Source organism: Sediminibacterium sp. FW305-C-269, assembly GCF_058231045.1.
The window spans coordinates 255,021-280,841 of the sequence record NZ_JBIQXQ010000001.1 but is presented as its reverse complement, the minus strand read 5'-3'; the positions used below and the strand labels follow the sequence as shown (position 1 = coordinate 280,841).

Below are 25,821 nucleotides of genomic sequence, written 5' to 3'. Positions count from 1 at the left end.
AATCGATCTAAATATTCACGATACCGTTCTTGATAGCAAAGATAGCAAGGCCAACCCTGGTCTTTACATCCAGTTTTTTGAAGAGGTTGTCCCGGTAAGTGTCAATCGTCCTTGGACTGAGGCACATTTCATCAGCAATCTCTTTATAGGTTTTTTCGGTGCAGATCCATTTCAGGAAAGTGGATTCATTTTCACTGAGACTATTTAGTGCAAAAGCATCTCCTTCCAAGACCTCTTCGTGGTTAATATAATGCATTAACTTATTGCTCACCAGTTCATTGATGAAATATCCGCTGTCACGTATACTATCAAGAGCGTCTTTAAATACTTTAGGTTTACTGTCTTTCAGAATATATCCTCTTGCTCCGTTCTTGAGCATGCGGATGATAGCGGTATCATTTTCCAGCATACTGAGTACCAGCACTTTGGTTTGTGGAAGGTTAGCTTTGATCCAACTGGATGTTTCGTAGCCATCCATAATGGGCATGGTTATGTCAAGCAGAACGATATCGGGAGGAGTTTTTGACTTTACTTTTTCGGTAAATTGCTTTCCATTATCAGCTTCCATCACCACTTTGAATCCTTCAAACGAGTTGATGATCGCCATAAGTCCGGTTCGCAGCAATTCATGGTCATCCACTAAAGCAACAGAGGTCATATATTGGATTGTTTGGGTTTGATGTACAAAGTTATGCTAGTTCCATTACCCGGAGAACTGTTCACGTGAACAGTGGTATTAATCATTTTGGCCCGGTTGATGATATTCTGGAGGCCAATTCCCGTTCGGGCTTGCTGTAACAGGGTGGTATCAAATCCTATTCCGTTATCACTGATCCGGATTGTTGTAGCGCCATTTTCACTTTTTACCTGTATGTCTATTTTATTGGCAGAAGCATGTTTGATAATATTATTGATGATTTCCTGTATCATCCGGTAAAGGATAATGTCGGTGTTCACATCGAGTATATGGAAGTTGTCAGATGTGTGGAAGGATGTCTGGAATCGGCCAGTTTTCTCAACCGATATCAGTAGCTGCCTGATGGATTCAATGATTCCGATTGAATGGATACGGTTATTCTGCAGGTTATGACTGAGATCCCTCAGGTCTTTGATGGCTTTTCCGAGCAGGTCATCTGTCTGGTTGATTTTCTCTTCCGTAACATGGTCTCCGAATGTATTGAGGTTCAGCCTGGCCAGACTCAGGATCTGCCCAATATTGTCATGAATTTCCTGGCTGATATAGGAAAATGCCTGTTCTTGTATCTCTAATTGTGTTTTGAGCAGGGTCTGTTCAAAACGGTTACGCATTTCTTCTTTTTCCTGTTTATTTTTTCGTTGCCTTCTTAGGAACACAAATACGATCAACAATAAAAAACTACCGATTAGCACAAAAAAAACCGATGCTACAACGATGGTTATGAGGATGTCTTCTTGTTGTCGGGGCATAAGAAAAAGGAAATAATAAAAGAGGTATACAATATTACGTTTAGGCTATTATTTATAATTCCGTAAATACGCATCCCCTCTATTTTCATATCATTTGTTGTAAGATAGTCAAATAGTGCGTTAATTATTACTGATCCTAAATAGTAAATTAAAAGTCCGCTGGATATCCAAAAAAAAGGTTGCTTTGAAAGTTGCTCATCAATTCTTTCTGGAAGAACTGATTCGTAAAAAAAACAGCAGCAAAAAACAACGACAAAAAATGAGCCAAGTAAAAAGGTGTAGGTGTGAAAAGTTTTATTTAACCCTTGGATAAAAGCTAAATTAATAATTACCAAAAAGGTAAAAGCAGGTATAAAAAAAGTAACAATTTTTTTGAAATATTCTTTTCTAAACTGATTATAGAATACGGAAGAATAGAATATAAACTCAATAGTTGTAAATATGTTATAAATGGCATACCGATAACTGGAAAACCATTTCGTTAGAACCCATCCGCTTCCAATAACTTCTATAACTACAGTTAAAAAAAGAAAAGGAATAAAGTACAAAAGTAATTTATTCCTTTTCTTGTAATATAAAACTGTAGAAATTAGGAAACTTAGTATCTCGAAATACAAGTAAAATTTCATTATCCAAATTAAGGTACCAGGCCACCGTGATTTAAAAACTCGTCTGTGCCATCAGAAGATCCATCGATACGACGACTTGCAGAAGGTGCTGGAATTTTATTTCCGGTAAAGAAAACAGTTAACCTGCCGACATCCTTGTGATCGAGAGGTTCAGCACCTTTCCCGTATACTCCGAAATTGACATAGATAACATCAGATTTATATTTGGTTTGGAGACCATTGATAAATGCTACCAAATCTTTTGCTTTAAATTCTACCCGTATGGATTTGTTGCCATATTTATCTACATAATTTGCAGCTAAACTTGCAGCGTATGAAGGCGTAATAGATCCCTCATAAGGCCCAACACCTGCAACACCTACAATATTGCCGTTTTCATTTGCAGCAGGGGTTTCTGCAACAGTCTGCTCTTTTTGACAGGAACTGAAGAAAACTGTAACAAGCATCATAGTTCCAAACAGAAGTACAAGCTTTTTCATAAGTCTTAATTTTGGTGAGGGCTATCCTGCGATACCACTCCGATAATATATTGATGCAAGGTAACAAATCCCTTATTTTTCTGGTGCACTAATTCAATGATATTACGGGAGTATTCTATCAAGTAATTGATAACCAATAAGTTAATAATATTTGATTAATAAAAAAACGGTGTTTTTCACGCTTAAAAAACGGTGTTTTAACTGGTTTATTGTCTTTTACTACCAAATTTTGAAGACTTACCACTACTTTTTTGTAGAATTTTTGACAAAAATCATTCTTTCCTAATCAATTTTTCTTTTTGTAGAACTCATTGTTTTTGATCCTAAATACTTGATAAGGAATTATTTTAAGATGGTCTTCGTGGTTATCCGTTGTTAAGTGGAAAATTTATATACTTTTTTATCGAACGAGATGTGACCCACGCAATCGTACCCGCTATCAGCATGGCTGTGAAAATTGTTGTTTTGCCTGGTAAAACTGAAATATAAATGCCTTTGGCTGACAATATCCGATATAAGAGAAACTGCAGAAAACCGAGTAATAAAAATGAAAGCACAATGATCCCCCAAGTGTCCGGCAAAAAGCGCTTTACCAGAAACCGGTGCAGTTGTGCAGGGGATGTACCCAAAACAATTAATAACTGAATATCCTCTCTGGAGGAAGCTACTGTTAGCTGAATGAATAAGGTAAATACCAGGAGTGCAAAGATTAGCAGGATAATACCCGTTACGCCGGAAATATTCACCACCATATCGACTATTTTCCGGTACCTGCTGAACCTCGTTTTATCAGCATCTGTGGAAAGTTTTTTTTCTTTTAGATAGGAACTCAATTTCGGATTACCGGGATCTTTTGTTTTGATGACGATGCGTGAGGGTTTCCTGTCCTGGGTTTTGGCAAAAAATTGATTTCCCCACCTCATAAATCTTTCCGGTACGAGCAGGGATGATATGCGGTCACTGAAACCTACCACCCGCGCGTTCAATGTAACCATCCCATTGGGACCATACAGGTTGATCTTGAATACGATCATTTTCACTACCTGTTGAGTCAGCTGCGGTAAACCTTGCGAAAACGAGAACTGGAAATTGTAAAAATCAAGAAACATATTCGGCGCAATGATGGGTACAAACAAAGCTTGTTCATCCCATTTCCAGTCCTTGGCTGCGATATCAATAAATTCCTGCGGTACACTCTCAAACGCGATATCCGTATAAAAAGGGAAACGGTCACTGGCACTTTGAATAGACGCCTTAAAATGGCTTGGCGTCAGCAATCCTACCGACTCCACAAACTCCTGTTTACGAAGGTCATTGATCTCATTGTCAGATAAACCTGTTGTACCTAGATTCTGATCCGTGATGGTTTTATTGACCACCAGAAAATTGGCAATACTATCCTGATTATTCTTGTTATATAGAAGGTCGTGATAGTTTGTCTGGATCTGCACTGCAGTAAGAATCAATAATACGGCCATTGCCAGGCCAGCCATTGCCATTATATGCCTGTTACGCCCTGCTCCTGTGCGAATGATCTTTTTCAGCAAAATATTCCATTCTTGCATATCTGGCATCTACATTTATAAATTCAATTTCCGGCTATATGGGAAATGAGTGTCATCATCCAGATCCGTAAGGATAAAACCGGCATTGCGCCGACTGCACTCTTCTTCTATCAAGGTCACAGCTTTTTGTATGTTAGTTGTATCAAGATGGCTAAAGGGCTCATCCATGATCAGCCACCCAAAGGGTTGCATCAGGGAACGAATGATGGCAATCCGCTGCTGTTCGCCATAACTGCAGAGTCCGGCTTTCTGATTCAGTATATGCCGGATACCCAGCTGTTCTGCCATTTCATCGATCCGGTTGCTTTTATGAAATGGCTCCTGCATCACCCGCTTTAACTCTATATTCTCCCTGGCAGTTAACTGTGGGAACAAACGGAGGTCCTGGAAGATGATACTTATCTTTTTTTGCCTGAGTTCTGATAATTCAGCTCTGCTGATGTTATCCGATTGTTTGTTTTCCACCCAAACAATCCCTTCGTAATCAAACCTTATCTGGTAAAGGATGTGCACCAGGGTGCTCTTGCCCTTGCCACTCGGGGCCATGATCTTGATCCATTCCCCATCATCAAAACGGATATGGGTATTCCATATATCCGACCGGCCCTGAAGAAGCCGATCCTTTAATGGAATTGGGATGAGATGGTCCAAGATAATTGCCATAGTCCTGCTTGCTATATCGAAAATACAAGGAATCAAATAATAAAGTCCTGCCATGCAGGACCTTATTTATATTCATCTTACAAGAGATCAATTGGTTCTGATGATCGGAGGAACCCCGCCCAGGAACATTTTCTCTTCTGTTTCGCGCTCTTTTTTCGCCTGTACACGCATGTCTATGGCTATATCTGTGATCAGGCTTGTTAAGGTAACAAGGCTGTTTTGCTTTTCATTCTGCATCCTGATTTCTAATTGTGCCTTTATGCTTTTACCGTCAAAATTGTCTGAAGTGGCCAGCACATCCCTGAATGTATTTTTGGCTGTGTTCAGCGATTGCCGGAAAGTTCCGTTAGCTTCTTTTGTAAATCCATTCAACGTATTGGCCACATCAAAATAGAAAACAGTTGACTTACCCTTGAAGCGATCCAGTGCCTCCTTGTTGATCGCCACTTTGCTGGTTTGAGCCATGTATTCGCTATAGGTAACGGAATCACTGGCTACTACCAGATTTTTATCATCTGCCATTATATACATGCCCGCTATCGATAGCAGGTTGCCTGCTTTGTATACATTTTTCTCTTTTACCAGAAAGCCCTGCTCTACGGCTTTATCCATCAGTTTGGCAAAACTTACCTTGTCACCGACAGGAGCGGTCAGGATCATTTTGCCAACAGGTTTTTTACGCATCATGCTGCGTTCGTCATGTTTGGCTTCCGGCTCTGCAGCAACCATACCGAAATCAGATACAATCACAGCAATATCCCCTTTCAATGATTTATACAGGTCCTGGCTGCTCAGCCCGCTTTTCTCGAGGAAATTATTTGCCAGTCCCTCTATTTCCAGTTGTTTCAGTAGTCCTCCGAAAATCTCGGGATTGAAGGCCGCCAACATGATAGCGTTGATGTTTTGCGAAGGATAATGATCGAGCATCGACAGGTTTACGGTGGGGCCGGCGTACTGTTTTAGTACACTGCTTAACAACTGGTTGGTATAACTGGTTGATTTAGCCAGTATTTTTCCGTCTTCAAAACTTAATGTGGCCGTTACATAATTGTCTTTCACCAGCTCTTCCAGTTTCGGTAACTGAAAAGGCATCATACTCAGCGCCGCCAGAGAACTGTTGGCGCTGGTAAAAGCATAACCATCAGCTTTTTCTTTGAACATATCTGTAAAAACAGAAAGCCCTGCCATCGATTCTTTGATCTTCTGGGTGAAATAATGATCCACTTCACGTTTCATCTCCTCTTCTGTATCAAGATGAGGAGGTTTCCTGAAACTCATCGTGTTGGTATCATACACCGGCTTCAGATTGTGCGTGTATATAGTGACAATAACCTGCTGATCATTCCATGCTAACATACTGCCTTCATTGTTGATGAGATAGCGGTAATCTTTTTCCTTTTTGATTTCCCTACTTCTGGTTTCTTCCTGTTTTTTCAGGTAAGCTTCCAGTTTGGCAGCATCTTCCAGTCCGCCCAGCAGGCTGAAACTGTTGGAGAGGCTGTTATCTGCATGTGTTTTCTGTGATCCGAAGACAAATATTTTATTGCTCCAGTCAATGCCGGCATTGTTTTTCAGCTCTTCCAGCTTGGCTTTGTCGCGCATGTCAATCGAATCGCTTTTGAACACCTTGCTCAGCAACGTGTCAATATTGATCCCGCCTTTCTGGAGTTTGTCTTTCATCTGGCCGGGATCAAGTGCCAGTACAAAATTGGCTTCTTTGGGGATGTATTTGGCTTCTTTGGGAACCTCATGTTTGCAGGAAGCTAATGTGGCTGCAAACCAAAAAAATACGAGGGCCTGGTATACTACTCGCTTCATAAACGCAGTGTTTAGTGAAGCTAAGGTATACCAAGCCCCCGATATGTCTGTTTTCTTTATGTTTTACTTCACAATTGCCTGATAAATGGCTTCCTGGATATTTGGGCGCACATTTAACTGACCCAGTTTATTGTTATTACGGGTGGGGGTTACGCGGTTCGACAGGAAAATATACACCAGGTTGTACTGGGGATCTACCCAAACACAGGTTCCCGTAAAACCTGTATGACCGAAGGTTTCGGACGATACACTTTTTGATGGGTAAGGCTCCTTGCGAGTTGCATTGTCTTTTTCCGGTTTGTCAAATCCCAACCCTCTGCGACTGATGTCACTGTTATACGCGGTAAATTTATCGATGGTTGATTTCTTGAATAAACGTACCCCATTCAGTTCGCCGCCATTTAACAGCAGCTGGTATAACTGCGCCAGGTCATAAGCATTGCTGAACAGGCCAGCATGGCCGGCTACACCTCCAAACATGGCAGCTCCTTCATCATGTACGTCACCCCGTATCAGTTGTTGGCGGAAATGTTTTTCCTCCTCGGTTGGTACGATCTGGTTAACCGGCATCAGTTCCCTCGGGCGATAGGTGGTAGTGGTCATGTGCAAAGGCGCATAAATATTTTCTCGGGCAAATTCATTCAGCGGTTTACCGCTAACGGCCTCTACTATTTTTCCCAGGAAGATAAAATCGTTGTCACTATACACATATTTATCAGCGGTTGTTAATTTACTCTGCAGTATGCGCTTATACAAAGTATCCTGCCAGTCGTTCCGCAGATAGAGGTTTTCGGCTACACGAGATTGGTGTTGTGCATCTTTCTGTGTAGTGAAATACTCGGGACGGGGCTGACCTGTGACTGTATCAATCACTTCCCTGTAAAATGGGATAAAAGGGTTCAGTCCTGCCTGGTGCAAAAGGATATCCTTAAGTTTTAAAGGAGCTTTGTCGGAACCCTGCACCCATGGCAAATAATCACCGAGGGTTTTCTCCAGATCGATTTTTCCTTCGTCATAGAGTTTCATGATGGAAACCGTGGTAGCGGATATCTTGGTAACAGATGCAAGGTCAAAGACCATGTCTGTGGTAACCGGCTCTTTTTTATCAAAATTGGTATAACCGAAAGCTTTGTTGTAAGCGATTTTACCGTTGCGGGCCACCAGTACCACACAACCCGGAGTAGCCCCTTTTTCGATAGCATCAGTTGCTATGGCATCGATCTTTTGTAAAGCTTCCGCCGCCAGTCCAACCGAGCCCGGATCTGCTTTCGGGAAATAGCTGTTATACAGGATGCCATCTCCGAATTTCAGGTTCTCAGTGACTGTCACGGGTAATTTACCCTTGGGTTCGATCTTGCCCATGATCAGGGATACGGCAGCTTCCTGTGTGATGTCGTCATCTTCGTAGCAGGCTACCAGGTTAGGAGCGTTGGCGATATTCTTGAGTGCATAAGGGTTCCCGAAAACAAGGGTAAGTGTATTGTTCTGCTGCAATCCATTCAGCAGGTAAACAGATGCATTGCTGATACCGAAATTATTGGCGGGCCGGCGACTGAAATTGTGCAGCCCAACGATCACCACATCATAGTTTTTTCCCTGGATGGTGCTGATGAGTTGAGAAGCGCCGGCACTATCACTTTTTTCTATGATGGTAACCGGATTTTTATCGTCCTGTAATTCCTTACCTACGGCATTTTTACTGCCAAACAGGTATACGTCGGCATTGTATTCGGTGCGCATGCGCGCTGCTATTGTGTTTTCTGAAGGGGCACCCATGCATACATAGGCGATTTTTTTGCCCTTTGCAAGCGGAAAGATGTTCTCATTCTGTTTACGCAACAAGGTGAGTGCATTTGCACTCAGTTGTGTTCTGATCAGGTTGGCCTGTTTGTTCAGGTCATCTAACAGGCCTTCTGTTTCAATGGGCTCGATTTTATTCAATCCCAGATGGTACTTGGCCAGCAGTACTTTCTTTACACGGGCGTTGATATCGTCCCAGCTGAGTTTCCCTTCCTTAATGGCTTCTTTTACTTTGGCAATACTTCCGGGGATATCGCCTGGCAGGCATAACAGGTCGTTACCCGCGATCAATGACATCACAGAAGCTTCTCCTTTCGGAAAGAATTTCGCCACACCCTGCATTTCCAGTGCATCAGTAAATGTGATGCCCTGAAATCCGAGTTCATTCCGCAGTAGGCCTGTTACGTTCTTATTGGATAAAGAACTGGGTAAGTTGCTCGTCGTGTCAATGGCCGGGATGGAGAGATGTGCGGTCATAACACTGCCTACACCAGACCTGATCAGTTCACGAAACGGATACAATTCAAGGTTATCGAGCTGTTCACGGCTTTTCAGAATTACGGGAAGGTCCTTGTGGGAGTCAACAGCTACATCGCCATGCCCGGGAAAGTGTTTGGCAGAAGCCATAACACCTACATCCTGCATGCCTTTCATATAGGCAACACCGTAAGTGGCCACTTTGTATTTGTCTTCACCAAAGCTCCTGTCATTGATGACAGGGTTCATGGGATTATTATTTACATCTACGTCCGGTGCAAAGTTTACCTGTATACCCATACGTTTACACTGTTCGCCTACTGCTTTGCCGAATGTGTAAATGAGTTTGGCATCAGTGGTGGCACCCATCATTAACTGGCGTGGGTAATTGATCACACTGTCCAGGCGCATGCCCAGTCCCCACTCACCATCGATCGAGATCAGCAATGGAGTTTTGGCAATAGCCTGGTATTGGTTGGTCAGTAATGCCTGTCTTACAGGCCCTCCCTGGAAAAAACAGAGACCGCCTACATTGTATTTTTTGATCAGATCGGTTACTTCGGCCACATGTTCTGCTCCCAGGTTGCTGTGCGCACGGATGATCATCAGTTGCGCGATGCGTTGGTCTTTATTCAGTTTCCTGAATTTCTTTTTTACCCATCGTTCTGCAGCGGGTGTCTTTGCAAAAAAATCCTGCGCATAAGTGGCAAGAGAGCTTGTCAGCAGGCAGGTCATCAACGTTACGGTGAACCAGTACTTTCTTTTCATATGGTGTATTGAGGAGGCACAAGTTAGTAATTATACAGGTATGGTGAACCTGTTGGAATACGAATCCGGCTGGCCATAAAAAAAGGCCGTAACAGATATTCGTTACGGCCTTTCCCGGTGAAATTTTGTTATGCTTCTTCTTCCGGTTCCTCGCTCAGTTTTGGCTCAATATTATTGGCTTTCAGGATCGAGAACCATTTGATCATTTTTTTCATGTCGCTGGCGTATACGCGGTCAAAATCCATATCGGCATATACTTTTTGAAAATAGGCTTTTACCGCAGCTGCATCTTTGTCGGATGGCAGGGCTTCCTTGCTTTTCCCCATGGCCTGGAACACTTCTACCAGGTTCACGTTCTCACGGATGGTATATACTTCGATACTTTCCAGGTGCGAAAAGTTGTGTACACGGCTGCTGACGAATTTTGTGGTCTTGTCTTCAAGCGATTTTACAATGGCTCCGTCTGTTTTGCTTCCCACCAGTTCAAATAAACCGTTCAAACCGGTTATAGATATCAATTTACTGTACTCCATAATATGTGATTAATTGCTGCAAAGTAAGGGGAAAAAGAAGAAAATTGATCTTAGAATCTCTTCAACGGGCATATTTATGATTTTGCCGGGTAACGGTTACCAGCCCGGCATTTTTCTTTATTGGTAAAGTTTGAAATGTTGGATGGGATGAGTAGTTTAGGAGCAGAAACCATTACATACACCAAAACTGCTGTTTATGAACCTCGAAACCATTAACTGGCTTGCCGTTCTGGTAGCCGCTATTTCTTCTTTCGCCGTGGGTGGAATCTGGTATTCCCCTGCCCTGTTTGGGAAAACCTGGATGAAAGCCAGCCAATTGACCGAAGATCAGATCAAACAAGGGAATAAAGGCAAGATATTTGGCTTCACTTTTGTTTTTTCATTACTGATGTCCGCCAATCTTGCCATGTTTCTGAATGATGCCAAAACCGACCTTGCCTGGGGCGTTTCAGCAGGCGTACTCGCGGGTATCTGGACTTTCTGTGCCATTGCTATTCACAGCCTGTTTGAGCTGAAGAGCTGGGCTTTTATCCTGATCAATGGCGGATACAGCCTGGTATCTCTTGCGTTGATGGGAGCCATATTGGGAGCATGGAGATAAGATAGATCTCCCAACTATAAAAAATGGATATGACCACGGCATAAATACGGCTGGTATCCATGTTTACGAGTAATACTCGTATCAACCAGCATTGTTCATCTCGGCCAGTGCTGCATTGAGCCGGGCGGTCAGGGTATCATAATCGGTATAACCCCGTGCCAGTAAAGTGAACCTGGTATCTGAATTCTGTAATAATACGCAGGGATAACCGGTTACCTGCAATTGTTTGCATAATTGAAACTCATAGTAAGCCTGTTCTTTGTATTCTTCCGAGTGTAACCTGGTATAGAATAGTTCCGGTTGGATAGAATATTTCTCCAGCAGATGCCGATAGGCCTCATCATCGGTCAGATCGCGCCCTTCAAAATGCAGTGCATATTGAAGATCGGAAGCAAAAGCCACCTGTTTTTCCGGGTAGATCTCTTTAAAGATACATAGGGCAATGGCCGGTTTCTCCGAATGCGGGAACCAGTCGCTCAGGTCGGGATGATTGATATGCCACAGATAATCGGCTCCGAATCTGATACCGGTATACTCTTCTACTGTTTGGTAGGCTTTTTGTATGTACCCGGCAGTAGCGGCTATTGGTACCGGATGTTCGGGGAGTATCATACCTCCGGATAGAACTTCGATTTGTATGGTCGGGTAATTCTCGGCAATCTTTTTCATTACCGGGCTAAATCCATAACACCAGCCGCAATAGGCATCGTAACAGTAGTAAAGAGTAGGGGTCATATGGCAAAGGTAAAGAACCCACCCGGTTCAGTGTATCCGATTAGCCATTGATGCGACAGATTATTGTAACTTCGCTTTCCCGTAAAAGGTAAACAGCGGGGTTCGAACCCCGGAACAACAAACCTCAAACAATCCTATATGCCCGGTTTTGAATTATTTGGTGCAGAAGAAAGAAAAGAAGTGAATGATGTGCTGGAAACAGGCATCCTGATGCGTTATGGCTTTGATGGCCCCCGTCAGGGTATATGGAAAGCCAAAGAACTGGAACAGGCCATCACCGAAGTGTTCGGTTGTAAATATGCACAGCTTACTTCCAGCGGCACGGCAGCGCTTACTACGGCCATGGCCGCATTGGGTATTGGTGCGGGTGATGAAGTGATCATGCCTGCTTTTACATTTGTGGCCAGTTTTGAAGCCGTGCTCAGTGTTGGCGCCATACCCGTATTGGTAGATATTGATGAGACCCTGACCCTGAACCCCAAGGCAGTAAGTGCGGCCATCACTCCCAGAACAAAATGTGTGATGCCGGTACATATGTGCGGCAGTATGGCCGATCTGGATGCGTTGAGACAGATCTGCGATGAGCATCGGCTGATCCTGCTCGAAGATGCCTGCCAGAGTATCGGCGCTTCTTATAAAGCACGTTCACTGGGTACCATTGGCGATGCCGGCACTTTCTCTTTTGATTTTGTAAAGACCATCACCTGTGCAGAAGGCGGTGTAGTGATGACTAATAAAGAAGAGGTTTACCGTAAGTCCGATGGATATACGGATCATGGTCATGATCATCTGGGGATTGATCGTGGCGCCGATCTGCATCCGTTCATTGGCTACAACTACCGGATCAGTGAACTGCATGCGGCTGTAGGACTGGCCCAGATCCGCAAGCTGGGGACTTTCCTGGGACTGCAGAAAAAGAATAACAAGGCGCTCCGTGCTTACCTGGAGCAGATACCCGAAGTAAGTTTTCGTGTAGTGCCCGAAGGGGGCGATGACAGCTGCAGTTTCTTAAGCTGGTTCCTGCCTACTGAAGAGCTCACCAAGGCTGTTGTGGCAGAAATGAAAGCACAAGGTATCCTTGCCGGTAATTTTTACTGGTTTGTGAACAACTGGCATTATATCAGCAAATGGGATCACCTGAAAAACGCAGTCACACTCAGTGCTTTAAGCGATCTGCAGCAGGCAGCTTTGCTACGCTTAAAAGAAACAGCTTTCCCTGCAAGTGATGCCATCATGAGCCGCTGTATCTCTACCGCTATCAGCCTTGTATGGACAGAGGATCAGATCCGCGAAAAAGGCGAGAAGATGGTGGCCGCTATCCGAAAAGTATTGCACGCAAATAAATAGCCTGTTGCCGTTGTAGCCAGATTCACGATACGTATTGAGGATTCAAAAGGCGTAGGAAAAAGTATTGATCCTGCCTGCAATGATTACTCGATGCAGCCTTGCCGTTCCTTAACTTTTTTTGATGATGGAGACACATGTTAGCGAGTGTCTATCTCACCATTTTCATTTTTATCTTGAATGGTATCTTTGGTGTCGGATCATCACGCAGGAACTATCATGTACATATCCATTGGATAAAACAAGAGCCTCATGGCAACAGCACTTTTAATCAGGAAAGTAGTTTTAGTAATAATCCTTGTGTAGTTGATTTTCGAAAGAAGATAAGTTTCAGATCCTGAAGTAGTTGTATCTGATTGCCACTACAAGAGAAATTCGCCTGGTCAATTTCGGGCAAATGATTTCTGTAACGGTCTGATATCGATGCCTTTACCTTCCAGCGCATTCACATGATCCAGGCTTCCCAATCTTATCCGCAGCGGGATCTTGGTTAGTTTTTCTACCTGTAATTCTTTTTTGCAGAAAAAACCAAGATGATTGCTGTAATAGTCCTGCGACAATAAACGGATGGGTATATTTTTCAGACTGTCAATATGCTTTTGTTTGCGGTCGAATACGGGCATGCCAGTCTGTGCAAGGCTTACAGCTGCGCTTATTAGCAATAAATTCACAAACAAACAAATTGCTTTCACGGTTGTGTTGCTTTCTTTTGTATGTAAATTTACGGCATTAAAATAAAAGAGGATCTGCGAAGTGGTTTATCGCATCGTGGTTCGAAGTTGAAATGTATTATGTCTCTTAGTCAATCTTTACAACAGAAGTTGTTGCAGAAACTGTCACCCCAGCAGATTCAGTTAATGAAGCTGCTGCAGGTACCTACTGCCAACCTGGAAGAGCGTATAAAAGAAGAACTGGAAGAGAATCCTGCACTGGAACTGGATGAAGAAGGACATGAAGATGAATACGGTGAAGATATGCAGGATGAATTTGAAACTGCCGCGGATGAAGATACTGAGCTTGATGGCAGCGAGGAAGATTACGACAATGTTGATATCAGCGAATATGTGGTGGATGATGACGGGGAGATCGCTGACTATAAAATGAAAGACGACAACTACCCCGAAATGGATGATCAGAAAGTGATCCCCATAAAGGTAGAAACCAGTTTTCATGACCTTTTACTGGATCAACTGGGTATGCTGGAGCTGGACGAACGCCGTTATAAGATAGCGGAACAGATCGTAGGAAGCCTGGATGATGATGGTTATCTGAGAAGGGAACTATCTTCTATTTCAGATGATCTTGCTTTCCGGCAGAGCCTGGTGGTGGAAGAAAAGGAGATAGAGGAACTGGTACAGCAGATACAACAGTTTGATCCTGCCGGTATTTGTGCGAGAGATCTGAAAGAATGTTTATTACTGCAATTAAAACGGAAACTGAATGAGGGCAAAAGTGTGGCGCTGGCTATACAGATACTGAGTAAGTATTTTGATGAGTTCACCAAGAAGCACTACGAAAAGATACAGCGAAGTCTGAACCTTACAGATGAGCAGATCAAGGAAGTGATCAACCAGATCATCAAGCTGAACCCCAAGCCTGGCGGCAATATCGGAGAGATCAACAAGGCGGAAAGTTATATCGTGCCTGATTTTTTCGTCATCAATAACAACGGGAAACTGGAGCTGACCCTGAATTCGAAGAATGCGCCCGATCTCCGTATCAGTGAAGGATACAGGGATATGCTGAAAGATTATGAGAAGGGCAGTAAAAAAGATAAACGCCAGAAAGAAGCGGTGCTTTTCATCAAGCAAAAGATAGATTCGGCCAAATGGTTCATCGATATGATCAAGCAGCGGCAGGATACGCTGATAGGGACGATGAGTGCAATTATGAAACACCAGCAGGAGTTTTTTCTGACTGGCGATGAGACCACTATGCGCCCGATGATCCTGAAAGATATTGCAGAACTTACCGGTTTGGATATCTCGACTGTAAGCCGTGTGGCGAACAGTAAGTTCGTACAGACCGAATTCGGTACCTACCGGCTCAAGTTTTTCTTCAGCGAATCACTGAGCACCGACAGTGGCGAGGAAGTGAGTACCCGCGAGGTGAAGAAGATCCTGAGTGATATGATCGCATCAGAAGACAAACGCAAACCTCTGAGTGATGAATTGCTGACCGACATGCTTCAGGAAAAAGGCTATAATATTGCAAGGCGGACCGTTGCCAAATACCGGGAACAATTGAATGTGCCGGTGGCGCGTTTGCGTAAAGAATTATAACTTGGGTACAGGTTGCCCGGCAACATACGAAACGATACATGGAACAAAACAGAGATATCACTCCCGATAAGCCATCCCTGCTGCTGACCATTCCGGCAAAACTGATCTCGTACCTGTTCCATCCGCTGTTCATTCCAACGTATATTTTTGTCTTCCTGATGTACCAGGTGCCTTATGAATTTGCCGGCATCACTGCGTACCAGTTACAACTCCGGTTATTCAGCATTTTCTGGCTTACCGCCTTTTTTCCGGCATTTGCGGTGTTCCTGCTTTGGCGACTGAAATTCAGCGAGAGTATTTTTTTGCGTACCCAAAAAGAACGTATTGTTCCATACATCATCACTATGTTCTTCTACTGGTGGATGTATTTTCTCAGCCGAAATTTTACCGACCAGCCTGCAGTACTGAAATTCTTTTATATGGGCATTTTCTCAGCCACGGTCTTCGGGCTGATCCTGAACAGTTATTTCAAGATCAGTCTGCATGCAATGGCCATGGGAGGGGCTCTGGCCGCTATCATACTTTTTGCCATGTATTACCGCATGCCACTGGGCGGTTCCATGAGCGTTGCCGCATTGCTTACAGGAATTGTGTGTACCAGTCGTTTCCTGGTGAGTGACCATACCAACCTGGAGATCTACTCGGGGTTGGCGGTGGGTGCCGCATGCCAGCTTGGTGCCTACTATTTTGTCATGTGATCTTTTCCCTGGCTTCTTTCGGATTCATTTCTCTAATACAGGTGTTTTGAGTATCTTCATCCTATATACGGCTATCTGTAGCCATTAAAATCCAATCGTGAAGAACCAAAGATCATACCTGGTTTCTTTCTTATCCATACTGCTTTCCCTGCAGGCACTAACTGCAAGGGCTCAATCTTCTAACTGCACAACTTTCCTGAACCAGAAAGACACCGTTATCTGTCCCGGTGCATCTGTACTATTGAACCTCCAGGACCCCCCAAAAAAAGACTCGATGCTGCCCGGTGTCTGGAAATTATTGATTCCGGGAACTGCGATCGACTCTAATCTTTTCAATATAAAAGCTTTCGGCTTTGATAAGGCAAACCAGTATCTCTATTCCATCATCCATAACAAAGTGATCAGGTATGATCTGAAGAATCGAACAGTCAGTGCTGTTCCGGCAGATAACTGGCCGGGAGACTATACTGAATTCACCTACGACTATACCAATAAACGATTGTTGTGCTGGCGTGGTGGACGCGATTCCGTATACGCATTACCCGAAACAGGAGGAAGCTGGGCACCAGTGGGTGCGGGCAGTATCGACCGGGAATCATTCGGCGCCTCCTCATTCTGGAATCCGGTAACCCGGCAAGTGGGGTTTTATGGAGGATATGGTTTTAACGAAGTGAAAAGCTGGATATTCGAAAATGATGGTTTCGGATGGATACAGAAAAAAATGAATCCTATTATCGATTCTGTTCCACCAAAAGGAGGAAATATACTTGCAGCCAATGCAAACGGCACTAAGTTATACCTGTTCTCTGGCCAGGGAAGTTATAGTGGTAATGAATTATCCGGTACTTGTGCATTGGGTAGTCCATGGGCAACCGCCAGCGGTATGTATTGCTGGCTGCGCGACCTGTGGGAGCTTGATCTGTCTACCTATACTTTTCAGAATATTCTGCCTGTAAATAGTGCATCCATACAATATGAGGGGGCGCTAAGTTATTATTATGATCAATCCAGGTTTTACCTGTTCGGAGGATATCAGCCTACCGGCAATTATGCTGCCAACCAGAACCTGCCCAATACCAATAAAACATTCTATTTCAGAAAGGGTATTGATACCGGTTTTGTAGAGATACAGGGTGAGGGAGAAGTTCCACCGGCATTGGCCAAAACCGCTCTGAGCAACTATGCTTATTACGATGTTACAGGCAAACGTATGATCTGGGCAAGGCATGATGGCATTTGGGCATATTACCCGGATTCAACCAGTGCAACGCCGGGTACCAGGTCCATCCTATGGTCAACCGGGGACACAACCTCGTCTATCACTGTGCGACCCACACAAACCACCGTATACCGGGTTACCCGTACCATTGGTACCCAGGTATGTAAAGACAGCATCACCATTACGGTAACCAATATGCAGACAACGCTACAGCCTATCGTGAATGTATGTGGTACTGCGACCACTTTAGATGCAGGAGCGGGTTTTGCTTCTTATCAATGGAGCAGTGGTGAAACTACCCGATCTATTACGGTTACAAAGAACGGTACTTACCGGGTAACCATAACTAAAGCAGCATGTACCCAAACCGACAGCAGTAAAGTAAATTTTGCTTTACCGGTGAGCGATTTTGTTGTGAGTGTACTCCGAGATTCGGTTTGTGCGGGAGATCGGGATTCTTTGTATGTGACGAATCCTCAGCCAGGTATCACGTATTCATGGAGGGTGAATGGTGTGGCCGCAGTAATCAATACCGGTACCAGTTATGCTGCTAATATCAATACCAGCACAGTGTATGATATTACCGGTACGAGTAACCCGGCGATCTGTTCTACCAAAACAGCCAGTACAACAGTGGTGGTGCGAGCTAAATTGTCAAAACCGGTCATGCGCGTAGATTCCATTGGCACAGGGAATCTTTTGTTCAGTTGGAACCAGGTGCCAGGCGCTACCGGTTATCTTGTAAGCGTTGACAGCGGAATCAGTTTTACGGCGCCATCCAGCGGTGTACAGGGAAGGGAGCATGCTATAAGAGGATTGTTACCCAATACGAAGATCAGTTTAGCCGTGAAGGCAACAGGATTGTATGCCTGCCAGACAAGCGATACCGCACAAGTGCCGGCCACAACCCTGAATCCTTTCGGAAACGGGATCTATGTGCCCAACGCCATAACACCTAATGGCGACGGTATCAATGATGTATTGCTGGTGTATGGAACAGCGATCCGCTCTGTCCGTCTGATCATTTATAATCAGTGGGGTAACCAGTTGTTCCTTTCAACAGACCTGACTAAAGGATGGGATGCAACAAACAAAGGAAAAAAAGTACCGGCAGGATTATATAGTTATTCACTCGAAGCCTTGATGGAAGATGGAACCAGAATTCATAAAGGCGGCACATTCAGTGTTATCAGATAAGACATGCGAAAATGCCTGATCATACTCATTGGTTTGCTGTTTGCATTTGATAAAATGCAGGCGCAGACTGATCCGCATTTTACCCAGTATTATGCCTATCCTTTGTGGTTGAACCCCGCATTGACTGGCGTGATCGATGGCAGCTCACGTGTAACCCTGAACTACCGCAAACAATTGCCCGGCCTCTATGCACCGATGACCACGCAGGGTATTACCGCAGATTTTTCCCTACCCAAAAATCTGGGACTGGGAGTTACTGCTCTTAACCAGCGGTCGACCGATGCCGGGTATCAATACACCAATGCATATCTCTCGCTTTCCTATCGTGTGCATCTCACAAAATACAGGATGCTGAGTGGTGGATTTCAACTGGGGCTGGTCAACCGGAAAGTTGACCCCGGCAAACTGCAGTTTGGTAACCAGTTCAACCCTTTGATCGGCTACGATCCTTCATTACCCTCTAATGAGGTCTTTACGTATCGTTCTGCCACATCGATGGACGGTAGCCTGGGACTGATGTATTTTGATGGTGATCCCAACAAATCATATAATCCATTTATCGGGGTAAGCCTGTACCATCCCACACAACCGTTGAACCGTTTTCTTTCCGGAGGCAATGATAATATTATTCCCATGCGTTATGCCGTGCATGGCGGCATTCGCTTCCAGGTCAGCAGAACGGCAGAACTGATCCCGCATATTTTGTTCCTGAAACAGGGCAATACCAGTGAGCTGGCGGGCGGAATGGTGTGTAACCTGAAGCTGGAGCCCGGAAAAGACCTGATTATTGGCGGTGTGTATCGGAAAGATGATGCGGTGGCGCCAAGTCTTGGTTTACATATCAACGGACTCACGATTGGATTCAGTTATGATGTCAATATCTCTTCCATGAAAACAGCTGCTGCTTCGAATGGAGGGTATGAATTGTCGATCAGTTTTACCAGTAAAAAGAAAACAGCCGATAGCCGGTTCATATGTCCCAGATTATGACCATACAACAAAAATTATTGCGTGCCTGCCTGTATCTCAGTATACTGCTTGTACTTGTTCCTGTAACATTGGCTGCGCAAAGTTCCCGTAAGCTGAAACGCAGAGGCGATGTTGCTTTTCAGCAGCAGAACTATTATGGGGCAGCCAGGTGGTATGCGGCAGTTTTGTATGATAGCCCGCTGGTAACCGTTTCACCGGCACTGGTATATCCTTTTCAGCCATCCCGTGGGCAGCATATCCGTAAGACCAAACCTGCACTGCGGAATGAGTTGCAGTTCAAGTTGGCAGAATCCTATCGTTTGTACGGTCATTACCATGATGCGCTTCCACAGTATGAACAATACCTGGCATCGCAGGATACCCGTTATCCGCTGGCGCGACTCTGGTATGCAGAGAGTTTGCTGGCTACCGATCAGCCGGAAAAAGCAAGCGCAGCTTACAAAACTTTTTTACAGAAATACAGATCTGTGGATTCGCTCTCACAAAAAGCAAGTCAGGGATTGGCCAATTGTGATTTTGTGATCGCTCAGAAACAACGGAAACCTGGTGCTGTCATTAACAGGCTTACTTCACTGGTCTCAGCAGATGGTTCTAATTTTGCTTTGGAAAAAACAGCAGAGGGGTCTTTTGTTTTTACCAGTTCGCGACATGAACTGCAGGGCAAGAAACAAGAAAAAGTATACCCGGTAAAACTCTATAAGGCTGACCTGGAAACAGGTAATATATCCGTATATACTGCTCCACCTGCCCATATTCAGATGGGGGCTTCTTCCATGTCGGCAGACGGACTTACCTTATATTTTACCGGTTGGAAAGAAGATCCAGCCAATCCGCAGCCAGCATATCAGCTCTATGTAGCTAGGCGTTCTGCCATCACGGATAACTGGGGAGAACCGGTCCTTCTTCCAGACAATATCAACCCGAAAGGGTATCGAACCAAACAGCCATTTATTACCCGTGACGGTCGCTTTTTATTGTTCTCATCTGACCGGCCGGGTGGTTTGGGAAAATATGATATCTGGATGGTGGCCTTGCAGGATGGAAAACCCTTTGGTGAACCCGTTAACCTGGGTAATCAGGTAAATACAAGCGGGGCAGAAGCGACTCCTTTCTATGACGCAGCTGCTTCCAGACTTTTTCTGAGTTCCAATGGCAGGGTAGGTATGGGTGGCATGGATATATATGCAGTTGACGGTGATATCAGCACCAACCAATGGAAAGAACCGGTTAACCTGGGTTCTCCCGTCAATTCTGTGAAGGATGACCTGTATTATACCAGGGATGCACATTCGGATACCGCCTATTTGAGTTCCGATCGGGCTTCAGCCTGTTGTATGGAAATCTTTGCAGCTGTGGCATTGCCCGTTAAGGACACGCTGCTTCCAAAGCTATTGGTACAGGAACCGGCGCCAGCTGCAAGAGATACCCTGGTTACAGTACCGGATGCCCAAAAACAATTGATAGATTCCATTAGTGCAGTTACGGTTGACAGGCTGCATGTCAATTACCGATTTGCCAGTGCCCGTATACGCAGGGTAGATTATCCGCAACTGGCACAGGTGGTGGCACAGCTAAAAAACAATCCAGCATTGAATTTACTGGTAGCTTCCTTCACGGATTGTATCGGATCAAGGGTGGCCAATGAAATTTTATCCCGTAAGAGATCAGAGGCTGTAAAAGCTTACCTGGTAGCAAAAGGCATTGATGCTGCAAGGATCAATATTGATTTCTTTGGCAAAAAACACCTCATCGTTCCGTGTAAAGAAGACAGTAGTTACAACCTGGCATCGCAGATAGCCAATCGCCGCTCTGACCTGATCGTTACCAAAGAAAAAAATCCGAAATGGACACCAACAGGCAGGGAGCTGGATATCTTCCCTGTTAACAAAGGGCTGGCCGTGGTTCCGATGGACAAACAAGCCAATAGAACAGTAACAGTTACCGGACAAACACCATCTGCCAACACGGTTACAACAACTAATATCACTGGAGTGCAAACCACTCATTCTGTGAATCCGCCAACAAGAATGAATGCAGCCGAAAAGAACCGTTCCCTATCCGGAACAACAAATCCATCACTGGCGAAGGCGAATCGTCTTGTAAACAATCGTCCATCAGTTACTGATAAAAAAACAGGCATATCTGGTAAAAATGATATCACAGCAAATGCTGTAAAGAAGACTAAAGATGTAAAAAACAGGAAGAACAATGTAGCAAGACCAACCGCAGAAATCATTCAGACGGATAATATGGCTGTTGCCAATATGAAAAAAGACAGCATACAGAACATGAAAATTACGGCACTATTAGATTTTAGCCCCCGCTTGAAAAAACCTTCTTTGATCGAGCAGATGACGAGCCGTACACCCAGGAAATCTTTTGAAGTGCTTACCACATCAGACTCAGTGAAAGTGGAGCTCTACGATAATGGTGTGTTTGATGAGGACTCTGTTTCAGTCATCTATAACAAAGAGTTGGTTGTGTACAAACAATTACTGCAGACGAACAAACCCATCAGTTTCTATGTAAAACTGAATGCGGATATACGGCGCAACGAAATGATCTTTTTTGCGGAGAACCTGGGATTGACCCCGCCTAACTCTGCGTTGATGATCATCACCGATGGGGAAAAGAAAAGAACAGAGATCAATGTGTCGAGTGACCTGGAACACAACTCTGTGATCTACTTCATTAAAGTGAAGAAATGAGAAGCGAATGGCTAACCTGTATTGTTACTATGCCCCCTCAGTTTCATATAGTCCAAAAGGGACTTTTCTACAATGGGAAAATTGAACTGGCGGAACAGGCTTACTTAAAACTTCGTGCAACGCAGTTTATCGAGTGTGGAGTTTCGGATCTTCAGGAAATCCCGGTATACGATCGACAATTCCAATCCTCCACGCCAGTTAGATACCACTTTCAGTTTGGAGATATTGATATCGTAGCTCAGGCCCACGCTGACATGACTGAAACCCATTTTTACAACAGGGATCAAAGCATCGCCCCATCTCATAAAAGCGCCCACATAAAAAATATCCGGGTCGCCATTGTCATATTCTACCATATTGATGCCATACATCAAACCGCTTAATAACTGGCGGTTTCCATTCTGTACCATAAAGTCTGTAAAAGCGGTAATATGTCCCTTTTCGCCGGATGGAGCATTGATACCTGCGTTCAGGATGATCTTAGGACGGAGAAATCCCGGAACATCACCCGTAACCGACCGGATGGTGGGAGTGGTGATATGGGACATGCCCACGGCGATATAGAAATTGGTCTTGTTCTTCAGGGAACTGCTGAACGACAGACCCGCATTCACATCCCAATAAGAATACTTGTTGCTGGTGATGGGCTGAGCAGTTGGGTTTGACGGATCAAAGGACCCACCCCGGAACTGGTCGCCCATTTTTAATTGGGTGGCATCGAACTGGCTGTTAACAGGACCTCCCTGAAAAGCGGCAGTGAGATAAGTATCATTGTCAGCACTCAACGATTTATGAAAACTAAGTGAAGGCAGTATCTGTGTCCTTTTCAAACGGATATCACCAGCAGCATCCACACTCATTTGTGAAGCAATGGTGATCAGGTCATGGGCACTTCCGACAGGTATCTTGTGTTCTATATTGAGCGATCCGGTACGGAAGGGAACAGTTACACTTCCCCACTGGTCTCGGTAAGACATCGACACCCGCAAATCACCGGTAAAAAGTCCCGCCAGCGCCGGGTTACGGAGCAGGGGTTGTTCGTAGAACTGGGAAAAGGTATAGTCCTGTGCATACCCCGTACGGGTTCCCAGAAATGCGATCAACAAAAGAGTGGTTTGTAGAATTCTTTTCATGGGGGTATCATTTACATTATTTTAAAACAGCAGTATTTCCTTTGAATATAGATGGAACACCTTTTTCACAGATCACTTCACATACATATACAAATACATCCGGAGGGGCAGGATTGCCCCTGATCTTTCCATCCCATGCATAGGCAGGATCACCTGGCAGGAAATTGGTTTTCTCAAAGACCACTTCACCCCAGCGGTTGAAAATTCTGAAGCTCTTGATCATCTTTATGCCTTTACCCTGTACCATCAGCACATCATTGATGCCATCTCCATCCGGTGAAAATGCATTCGGGATAAATACATCCGTGGTAGGACAGAATGTTTTGATCGAAATGGTATCAGTGCTCGTGCATCCGTAAGCGTTGATGGCAAGGCAGTAAATACTGGCGTCATTGGTAACTTTTACTGTAGGGTCAGGACAGGTTTTGCAGGAAAAATCAACCGGTCCGCTCCAATACCATTTTCTTATGTCCTGTATTTCCGGTGTAGCACGCAGCTGGTAACTGCCTCCGGCAACTACGGTAGTGTCATTTCCGATATGGATACGGGTTGGATTACCAACTGTGATCCTTATTTTGGCACTGTCTGTAAAGCAATCGTAATTATCCTTGCCTACTACCTGGTAGGTGGTGGTTACGGTTGGCCTTGCGATAGGAGCGGAAGACCTGCTGTTGCTCAATCCTGTTTCAGGATACCAGCTGTAATTGGCGGCACCTTTCGCGAAGAGTTGCCGCGACTGACCCACACAGATCGTATCGTTCAGGGAGGCAATCATTTTTAATGGCTGTATTACCCGCACCTCAGTTGTGGTAATCTGGCTGCAGCCGTACTGATCGTATCCCAATACCTTGTAAGTGCTGTTGTAAGTGGGTTTTACCCTGGTAGTGGTACAGCCATCGCAAATAATCCTGTTATCCTGGTCAGTCCAGATATAGTTAATGGCACCGTTGGCTGAGAGTATGGCAGAATCTCCACGGCATACTACCGGTTTGGTGTCAATGGTAACCACAGGAATGGGGTGAACAGAAATCTGTTTAAAAGCAGAATCAAAACAACGGTTTACAGTAGCAACGGTGAGTTTAACCGTATAGTTACCATCAGACATATATTGAACAGACACAATAGAGTCTCTGGGTTTGTCGCCATTGCCCAGGTTCCAGAGAATATAGGCGATGGAATCTTTTGAATTTACATCGGCAGAAGCCTGAAATAACTGGCTTCTGCAGGCATCTGCGATAGCATTTATATTGGCTTTGGGGAATTCATATACTACTACTTTGTAGAGGGCTTCTGTTTTATGCAAACATCCGGTATTACTTTCTACGGCCAGAACTATGTTTCTCTCGCCTTCAGTGGTATAAGAAAGTGTTACATTTTTCTGTAACATCGTATCTCCCGCGTTGTTATACCATTGATAATTTTTAATGCCAAAAACGGATTGGCTTGTATTGTTGAACCGGTAGGTGGTTTTACCGCAATCATTAATACTGGACAGTGTAAAAGAAGAGAGTACACGGTCTACTTTGATGGTAACCGTATCTGTGGAATTGGCACAGATACCATTGGAAATGCTCCATACAAAACGATAGGTACCTGTACGTAAGCCGGTAACCATGGTGTTAGGAGAGGAAGGATTGATAAAGGAAACATTGCTGGGTCCTGATGCCTGGCTCCAGGTTCCTGCACCACTTGTGGGGGTGTTTGCCTGGAGTAGGGTGGCATTGTCAGCATTACACAAAATCTGGTCCTGGCCTGCATTAGCGATTGTTACAGGCGGCACTACTGTGATCAGTATGCTGTTGGAATACTCTGTGGCACAGGCTCCGTTTCTGATCAGTGTCCTGAACAGCGTATTGACAGTAAGGTTATTATAGAGCAGGCTGTCAGTTGTATTGAACATCAGGTTCCAGTTGTTGCCATTATCGGTTGAGTATTCCCAATGAATCACTGCCCCTTTTCTGCCACTTAATCTGAGGGTGCCGGCATTTATACCGCTGCAAAGAATATTGCCACCGGCAAGAGTACCCGCAACTGTAGCAGCATCTACCTGTATCCTGGCAGTATCCGAATAGGCTGCAGAACAACTGCCATTTTTAATCAGTACCCTGAACCAGGTAGTAACGGCAAGACTTGTATACACATAACTGGTATCGGTATGTGCCAATATGGTCCAGCTTTTACCGCTGTCAGCAGAGGACTCCCATTGCTGAATGGTTCCGGTAAATCCTGTCAGTTGCAGACTGCCGGAGTTGGCTGTTATACAAACAGTACGCTGGTTAGGTAATAATTTTCCGCCAACAGAAAGCTGGTAAACATGAATGGTCACCGTATTGCTGTATTCACTGCTGCAAATACCGCTTTGTACCAAAGCGCGGTATTGAGTAGTAACCTGTAAGTTTTTATAGGTATAGCTGTTGGATGTATTGGTAATACTTGTCCAGGTAATGCCATTATCTGCAGATTGCTCCCAACGGATAATATTTCCTGTATAACCTGAAAGGGACAGATTGCCATCATTGCCCGCTATGCAGACAAATGCGTCGGCTACCAGTTTGCCACTATTGGTTGCCGGGGATACGGTGATTTGCATCAGATCCTGTGAAGCGGAACAGATATTGTTAGCGATGGTCCATGCGAGTTGGTAGGTACCTGCGGCTAATCCGTTGACAGTAGTGTTCGGATCATTGGGATTGGTGAAGCTAACGGCGGAAGGTCCTGAAACGAGCGACCATGTGC

19 protein-coding genes are annotated in these 25,821 nt (G+C 44.5%); 7 read left to right on the top strand and 12 right to left on the bottom strand.

Annotation, left to right across the window (positions count from 1 at the left end):
- Positions 1–7: 7 nt before the first annotated feature.
- The 8 genes from ACH3Y6_RS01125 to ACH3Y6_RS01090 form a co-directional block, all read right to left on the bottom strand.
- Complete coding sequence (locus ACH3Y6_RS01125) at positions 8–658, bottom strand: response regulator transcription factor (RefSeq protein WP_490833722.1); 651 nt, start codon at positions 656–658, stop codon at positions 8–10.
- Positions 655–1,446: a sensor histidine kinase gene (locus tag ACH3Y6_RS01120; protein WP_490833721.1), complete on the bottom strand. Its 792-nt coding sequence runs from the start codon at positions 1,444–1,446 to the stop codon at positions 655–657. The genes ACH3Y6_RS01125 and ACH3Y6_RS01120 overlap by 4 nt, the downstream gene beginning before the upstream one ends.
- Before the next feature lie 637 nt (positions 1,447–2,083).
- On the bottom strand, positions 2,084–2,554 hold the full coding sequence (locus tag ACH3Y6_RS01115) for a hypothetical protein (protein ID WP_490833720.1): 471 nt from the start codon (positions 2,552–2,554) through the stop codon (positions 2,084–2,086).
- Positions 2,555–2,919: 365 nt separating this feature from the next.
- Complete coding sequence (locus tag ACH3Y6_RS01110) at positions 2,920–4,119, bottom strand: hypothetical protein (protein ID WP_490833719.1); 1,200 nt, start codon at positions 4,117–4,119, stop codon at positions 2,920–2,922.
- Positions 4,120–4,134: 15 nt separating this feature from the next.
- On the bottom strand, positions 4,135–4,782 hold the full coding sequence (locus ACH3Y6_RS01105; protein WP_490833718.1) for an ATP-binding cassette domain-containing protein: 648 nt from the start codon (positions 4,780–4,782) through the stop codon (positions 4,135–4,137).
- A gap of 87 nt (positions 4,783–4,869) precedes the next feature.
- Positions 4,870–6,600, bottom strand: coding sequence for a hypothetical protein (locus tag ACH3Y6_RS01100; RefSeq protein WP_490833717.1), 1,731 nt, complete (start codon positions 6,598–6,600; stop codon positions 4,870–4,872).
- A gap of 63 nt (positions 6,601–6,663) precedes the next feature.
- Positions 6,664–9,645 (bottom strand): serine hydrolase domain-containing protein, encoded by a 2,982-nt coding sequence (locus ACH3Y6_RS01095; RefSeq protein WP_490833716.1) that lies wholly within the window; start codon positions 9,643–9,645, stop codon positions 6,664–6,666.
- 128 nt (positions 9,646–9,773) lie between these two features.
- A complete protein-coding gene (locus ACH3Y6_RS01090) occupies positions 9,774–10,178 on the bottom strand; it encodes a DUF5606 family protein (RefSeq protein ID WP_490833715.1) in 405 nt (134 codons plus the stop codon).
- Positions 10,179–10,374: 196 nt separating this feature from the next.
- Here ACH3Y6_RS01090 and ACH3Y6_RS01085 point away from each other — a divergent pair, with 196 nt between their 5' ends.
- Positions 10,375–10,779 (top strand): DUF1761 domain-containing protein, encoded by a 405-nt coding sequence (locus ACH3Y6_RS01085; RefSeq protein WP_490833714.1) that lies wholly within the window; start codon positions 10,375–10,377, stop codon positions 10,777–10,779.
- Positions 10,780–10,860: 81 nt separating this feature from the next.
- Here ACH3Y6_RS01085 and ACH3Y6_RS01080 read toward each other — a convergent pair whose 3' ends face one another.
- Complete coding sequence (locus tag ACH3Y6_RS01080) at positions 10,861–11,514, bottom strand: DsbA family protein (RefSeq protein WP_490833713.1); 654 nt, start codon at positions 11,512–11,514, stop codon at positions 10,861–10,863.
- Between the two features lie 138 nt (positions 11,515–11,652).
- On the opposite strand from ACH3Y6_RS01080, the gene ACH3Y6_RS01075 reads away from it, so the two are divergent.
- On the top strand, positions 11,653–12,861 hold the full coding sequence (locus ACH3Y6_RS01075; protein WP_490833712.1) for a DegT/DnrJ/EryC1/StrS family aminotransferase: 1,209 nt from the start codon (positions 11,653–11,655) through the stop codon (positions 12,859–12,861).
- Between the two features lie 380 nt (positions 12,862–13,241).
- Here ACH3Y6_RS01075 and ACH3Y6_RS01070 read toward each other — a convergent pair whose 3' ends face one another.
- Positions 13,242–13,529 carry a hypothetical protein gene (locus ACH3Y6_RS01070; RefSeq protein WP_490833711.1) on the bottom strand — a complete coding sequence of 96 codons (288 nt, stop codon included), beginning with the start codon at positions 13,527–13,529 and terminating at the stop codon, positions 13,242–13,244.
- Between the two features lie 120 nt (positions 13,530–13,649).
- Between ACH3Y6_RS01070 and rpoN the strand changes: the two genes are divergently transcribed.
- From rpoN to ACH3Y6_RS01045, 5 genes are all read left to right on the top strand, one after another.
- A complete protein-coding gene (gene rpoN / locus ACH3Y6_RS01065) occupies positions 13,650–15,140 on the top strand; it encodes an RNA polymerase factor sigma-54 (protein ID WP_490833710.1) in 1,491 nt (496 codons plus the stop codon).
- Positions 15,141–15,178: 38 nt separating this feature from the next.
- Entirely contained in the window at positions 15,179–15,838 is a 660-nt protein-coding gene (locus tag ACH3Y6_RS01060) for a hypothetical protein (protein ID WP_490833709.1), read from the top strand.
- 97 nt (positions 15,839–15,935) lie between these two features.
- A complete protein-coding gene (locus tag ACH3Y6_RS01055; protein ID WP_490833708.1) occupies positions 15,936–18,254 on the top strand; it encodes a gliding motility-associated C-terminal domain-containing protein in 2,319 nt (772 codons plus the stop codon).
- Between the two features lie 3 nt (positions 18,255–18,257).
- On the top strand, positions 18,258–19,244 hold the full coding sequence (locus ACH3Y6_RS01050; RefSeq protein ID WP_490833707.1) for a PorP/SprF family type IX secretion system membrane protein: 987 nt from the start codon (positions 18,258–18,260) through the stop codon (positions 19,242–19,244).
- The gene (locus ACH3Y6_RS01045) at positions 19,241–21,952 is read left to right on the top strand and encodes an OmpA family protein (protein ID WP_490833706.1); all 2,712 of its coding nucleotides are present in this window, start codon (positions 19,241–19,243) and stop codon (positions 21,950–21,952) included. Before ACH3Y6_RS01050 ends, ACH3Y6_RS01045 begins: the two co-directional genes overlap by 4 nt.
- Before the next feature lie 104 nt (positions 21,953–22,056).
- Here the strand turns inward: ACH3Y6_RS01045 and ACH3Y6_RS01040 are convergent, their stop codons facing one another.
- Together ACH3Y6_RS01040 and ACH3Y6_RS01035 are read right to left on the bottom strand one after the other, a co-directional pair.
- A complete protein-coding gene (locus ACH3Y6_RS01040; protein WP_490833705.1) occupies positions 22,057–23,085 on the bottom strand; it encodes a PorP/SprF family type IX secretion system membrane protein in 1,029 nt (342 codons plus the stop codon).
- 16 nt (positions 23,086–23,101) lie between these two features.
- Positions 23,102–25,821 (bottom strand): DUF8696 domain-containing protein (locus tag ACH3Y6_RS01035; RefSeq protein WP_490833704.1); only part of this gene is annotated, 2,720 nt, incomplete at its 5' end.

Coding starts and splice junctions, on each gene's coding strand:
- ACH3Y6_RS01125 (WP_490833722.1), bottom strand. CDS start 658: ATGACCTCTGTTGCTTTAGTGGATGACCATGAATTGCTGCGAACCGGA.
- ACH3Y6_RS01120 (WP_490833721.1), bottom strand. CDS start 1,446: ATGCCCCGACAACAAGAAGACATCCTCATAACCATCGTTGTAGCATCG.
- ACH3Y6_RS01115 (WP_490833720.1), bottom strand. CDS start 2,554: ATGAAAAAGCTTGTACTTCTGTTTGGAACTATGATGCTTGTTACAGTT.
- ACH3Y6_RS01110 (WP_490833719.1), bottom strand. CDS start 4,119: ATGCAAGAATGGAATATTTTGCTGAAAAAGATCATTCGCACAGGAGCA.
- ACH3Y6_RS01105 (WP_490833718.1), bottom strand. CDS start 4,782: ATGGCAATTATCTTGGACCATCTCATCCCAATTCCATTAAAGGATCGG.
- ACH3Y6_RS01100 (WP_490833717.1), bottom strand. CDS start 6,600: ATGAAGCGAGTAGTATACCAGGCCCTCGTATTTTTTTGGTTTGCAGCC.
- ACH3Y6_RS01095 (WP_490833716.1), bottom strand. CDS start 9,645: ATGAAAAGAAAGTACTGGTTCACCGTAACGTTGATGACCTGCCTGCTG.
- ACH3Y6_RS01090 (WP_490833715.1), bottom strand. CDS start 10,178: ATGGAGTACAGTAAATTGATATCTATAACCGGTTTGAACGGTTTATTT.
- ACH3Y6_RS01085 (WP_490833714.1), top strand. CDS start 10,375: ATGAACCTCGAAACCATTAACTGGCTTGCCGTTCTGGTAGCCGCTATT.
- ACH3Y6_RS01080 (WP_490833713.1), bottom strand. CDS start 11,514: ATGACCCCTACTCTTTACTACTGTTACGATGCCTATTGCGGCTGGTGT.
- ACH3Y6_RS01075 (WP_490833712.1), top strand. CDS start 11,653: ATGCCCGGTTTTGAATTATTTGGTGCAGAAGAAAGAAAAGAAGTGAAT.
- rpoN (WP_490833710.1), top strand. CDS start 13,650: ATGTCTCTTAGTCAATCTTTACAACAGAAGTTGTTGCAGAAACTGTCA.
- ACH3Y6_RS01060 (WP_490833709.1), top strand. CDS start 15,179: ATGGAACAAAACAGAGATATCACTCCCGATAAGCCATCCCTGCTGCTG.
- ACH3Y6_RS01050 (WP_490833707.1), top strand. CDS start 18,258: ATGCGAAAATGCCTGATCATACTCATTGGTTTGCTGTTTGCATTTGAT.
- ACH3Y6_RS01045 (WP_490833706.1), top strand. CDS start 19,241: ATGACCATACAACAAAAATTATTGCGTGCCTGCCTGTATCTCAGTATA.
- ACH3Y6_RS01040 (WP_490833705.1), bottom strand. CDS start 23,085: ATGAAAAGAATTCTACAAACCACTCTTTTGTTGATCGCATTTCTGGGA.